The organism is Psychrobacter sp. T6-1 (assembly GCF_052258445.1).
On sequence record NZ_JBQQFC010000227.1, the window covers coordinates 1 to 4,115 of the forward strand.

The following is a 4,115-nucleotide window of genomic DNA, read 5'->3' on the forward strand; positions in this document are numbered from 1 at the left end:
ATGGAGCAAATCATCATATTTGCCGCCACTAAGCGCAGCACTGAAAAACTAGCCAAGTCTCTACAAGAGCAAGGCCATAAAGCCAGCTTCTTGCATGGTGATCTACCACAAAGCAAGCGTAACCGTATCGTGCAAGATTTGCGTAACGGCAAGTGCAAGATCCTAGTCGCAACAGACGTGGCCGCTCGTGGTCTTGACGTGCCAGCATTATCACACGTCATCAACTACGATCTTCCGCGCCAAACCGAAGATTACGTCCACCGTATTGGCCGCTGTGGCCGTGCGGGTCGTACTGGTGTTGCTATCAGCTTATGTAGCATGGATGATCGCCCGCAGCTTAACGCTATCAACCGCTATCTTGATCGCAAGATGGAAGTGGGCGTCATCGCTGGCATGGAGCCCAAAAAGACGTACGTACCTAGTGAGAACAAGCCTAAAGGTCGCGGACGTGGACGTGGTCGCTCAAACGGCGGTGGTAGCGGCCGTGGTCGCTCAGGCAATGGCGGCGGTTACGCAGGCAAGTCAAGTGGCGCTGCTACTTCTCAGCGCGCCAGCAATGACAGCGGTTATCAAGGTAAGCCGCGCGACTCATCAGGTAAGCCAAATGAGCGCTCTGGTGGCAAGCCGTATCAAGGTAAACGTACTGGCCCTGGTCGCAGTGATGGTACTGGCGTACCACGCGGTGATCGCGCGGCAACAGGCCGTGATCGTCCAAGTGGCAGCCAAGGTCGTCCAGCCAATCGCTCAGGCGGTCGCTCAAACAGCGGCAACCGTGGTGGCAACTCGTAGTAGCTAAGCTTAAGTAACTAAGCTTAAGCAGCTACACTTAAGTAACTAAACCTAATAACTAGATGAAGCGATTCATTTAGTTAGAGGTACAAGCCAAAGCCAGAGATTTAGCGAAAGCTAGTCTCTGGCTTTTTTTGTGTTTGGGTGTAGTATGCTTTGGTTGTAAAGTCAGTCTGACAGATCAAAGTCTAATCTCACTTACCCTTTACAATCTGACTGATCCTCTAAAAGAGCCTAGATATGCAAAGTGATATACAAAAACACAATAAGCTACCTAAGCAGGTTTATTTTTTATTAGTAGCTCAAAGTATTAATTTGACCACAGCGGTGTTGTCAGTGACGGTGGCGGCGCTGGTCGGACTGACATTAGCGCCAAAAGTCAGTTACGCCACCATCCCCTATGGATTGCAGTTTTTGGCGATTTTACTGAGCACGGTTATGTTCTCAAAGCTGATGGAGAGGTTTGGTCGTTATCGTATTTTTAAGATGGGTATTTTATTTTTATTCTTGTCAGGCGTTATTGGGTTTTTATCATTAATTTATGAGAACTTTTTGTATTTGTGCTTGAGCCATTTTTTATTAGGACTGTTTATTTCAACGGCTAATTTTTATAGATTTGCCGCGACAGATATCCTAAGTGGTGAGCTTATTGCTAAAGCGACCTCAATGGTCATCTCAGGCGGCGTGTTTGCCGCTATCATCGCGCCACTACTGGCGATAAATTTAGCCAAACTATCGGACTTACCAGATTACGCTTTGATCTACTTATCCTTGTCAGTTTTAGCGCTTGTGCTATCTGTAATCCTTTATCATTGGAATCAATCAAACAGCCATCACCACAAGTCAAACACCCAGCATGTGAGTAGTACGCAAAATGCAAAAGCGGTCTCGAATGCGCTGACGGTCAAAAAATATACCCTTATCATCGCTATATTGGGCGGGGCGCTGGGCTACTACATCATGAATCTGATGATGATAGCGTCGTCACTATTTTTAAAGCAAAGTCATTCTTTTGACTATGCCTCCTACGCTATCCAGATGCATGTGCTGGCGATGTTTTTACCTTCGTTTTTTGTCGCCAAATTGATTCATATTATTAATAGCGTCAATACCATTATACTTGGCTTCTTACTCATATCGCTCTCTTGCTTATTGCCTGTACTTTTTGCTGATACTATTTATATTAATATTGCTTTGATCGTTTTGGGCGTAGGTTGGAATTTTACGTATTCAGGAGGCTCTACGTTGCTAAGCAATATTCAAGGGCCGCAAAGACTAAAATTTCAGGGGATTAATGAGACTATCATTGCGCTGTTTGCTACCTTAGGTGCTTTTTTGCCTGCGCCTATATTGAGCTACTTTGGTTGGATCAATACCAATGTCATATTCTTTGTTTTTTCGATTGCTATCTCTGCTTTTTTTATCCTGTTTGTGTTATTTTTCAAAAACAAAAGCTATAGATAGAGTAAACCACTGGGTGGATGACCTTGCTCTAAGCTTTGTAAAACTCTAGGCTTTATAAAATTTTAAACTTTATAAAAACAATACCTATCGGACACTAACATGACCCCAATTCATATTGCTTTAGCTGTCCTAGTTGCCTTTATTTGGGGCGTAAACTTCACCTTTATTGCATGGTCACTTGAGAGCTTTCCGCCACTCATGCTCACCGCCATGCGTTTTTTCTTTACTGCCGTGCCCTTAGTGCTGTTTCTTAAGCCGCCCAAATTTAATCGCACCTTATTTATTTATGCGATTGGTACCTTTGTGTTGCAGTACGCCTTTGTCTTTACCGCTATGCATCTAGGCGCATCGGCAGGACTTACAGCGCTACTATTACAAATGCAGATTTTTATCACCGTATTGCTGGCTTTTTTATTATTGGGTGAGGCGGTAAGTGGTAAGCAAATAGTAGGGATGGTGATCGGTGTACTTGGACTTGGGGTGATTGCATTGAACCTCGGCGGTGATATGCCGCTGGCGGGCTTTATCTGTATTTTGATTGCCGCGATAGGTTGGAGCTTTGGCAACATTGCTTCAAAACAGGCCTCAAAGCAGCAGATCACAACGACATCTGCTATCTCAATGAATAATAGCAAGACCTCGAATAGATCAGCAGCATTATCAGCGTTAGCTCTGGTGGTATGGGGCGGGTTAATCGCTTGCGTGATATTGACGCTATCATCTTTGATACTTGAGCCTGATGCTTGGCAGCTAGTAACATTCACGCAGGCATCAATGAAGTCTTGGCTATCGCTTGGGTTTATCGTCTATATCTCGACGCTAATAGGCTTTGGACTGTGGGCGCATCTGCTGGCGCAAAACACCGCCTCAAAGGTTATGCCATTTGCTCTGCTGGTGCCAATATCTGGTATGGCGACCTCAGTGCTACTGACAGGGGAGGCGCTAACCTGGTGGAAGATGCTGGCGATGGTGCTTATTTTATCAGGACTAATACTGGCGAATGTGAAGCTGAGGTTTGGTAAAAAAAGTATTGAGGTTGGTTCTTGAGATGCGCATCAATAGTAAGAGATTGATGCGCGGGGTACACCCTAGATGTTAAGCGCTAAAGCCCTGATCTCGCCTAATCCCAATAATCCTCAGGGCAGGCGGGTAGCTCCATCAACGTATTGCGTAGCGCCTCTGACCAGTCGCGGCTGATTTTGTTAAAGTGTTCATCATCGGCCTCAATACGGCGACCTTTAGGCATGGTAAGGCTATCGTTTTGATAAACAACAAAATCGATCGGCATACCGACAGAGAGGTTGGAGTGTATGGTTGAGTCAAACGAGAGCATCAAGGCTTGGGTCGCGTGATTGATATCGGTATCAAATTTAACTGAGCGATCCAAAATAGGCTTGCCATATTTGCTCTCACCCAATTGAAAAAACGGCGTATCCTCGGTCGCTCTAATGCAGTTGCCCTCAGGGTAGATCATGTACAGCTCGCTGGGTTGACCTTTGATTTGACCACCGAGCATAAAGGAGCTGGTAAATGCGCCATCGATAGAGGCATTAGCCACTTTTTTGGCGTGATTCATAACGCTGCGCATACACTCGCCAACCATCTGCGCGGCATCAAATAGCGTCGCAACCGTATTGATATTGCCCTCGTTATGCTGATCGATATCGTTTTGTAGCTTATTAAACACCGCCTGCGAGGTGGCAAGGCTGCCTGCTGTTTGTAGTACCATAAAGCGCTCGCCTTCAACACCATATTGATAGAGCTTGCGAAACGTTGAGATGTGATCGACGCCTGCATTGGTACGGGTATCACTGGCAAACAACAAGCCATCCTCTAAGCGGATGGCGGCACAATAAGTCATA

The 4,115-nt window shown here is 45.8% G+C and carries 4 protein-coding genes; 3 read left to right on the forward strand and 1 reads right to left on the reverse strand.

The features are described from left to right. From ACTXGO_RS10615 to ACTXGO_RS10625, 3 genes are all read left to right on the forward strand, one after another. A partial coding sequence (locus tag ACTXGO_RS10615; RefSeq protein WP_443574422.1) for a helicase-related protein occupies positions 1-789 on the forward strand: 789 nt, incomplete at its 5' end. A 240-nt stretch (positions 790-1,029) separates the two neighbouring features. Next, positions 1,030-2,253, forward strand: a complete 1,224-nt coding sequence (locus ACTXGO_RS10620) for an MFS transporter (RefSeq protein ID WP_443543020.1) — start codon at positions 1,030-1,032, stop codon at positions 2,251-2,253. A gap of 99 nt (positions 2,254-2,352) precedes the next feature. Continuing rightward, a complete protein-coding gene (locus tag ACTXGO_RS10625) occupies positions 2,353-3,300 on the forward strand; it encodes an EamA family transporter (protein ID WP_443543022.1) in 948 nt (315 codons plus the stop codon). A gap of 73 nt (positions 3,301-3,373) precedes the next feature. On the opposite strand, the gene ACTXGO_RS10630 is transcribed toward ACTXGO_RS10625, so the two are convergent. Further along, positions 3,374-4,114: a peptidase gene (locus ACTXGO_RS10630; protein WP_317199440.1), complete on the reverse strand. Its 741-nt coding sequence runs from the start codon at positions 4,112-4,114 to the stop codon at positions 3,374-3,376. Position 4,115: the final 1 nt, after the last annotated feature.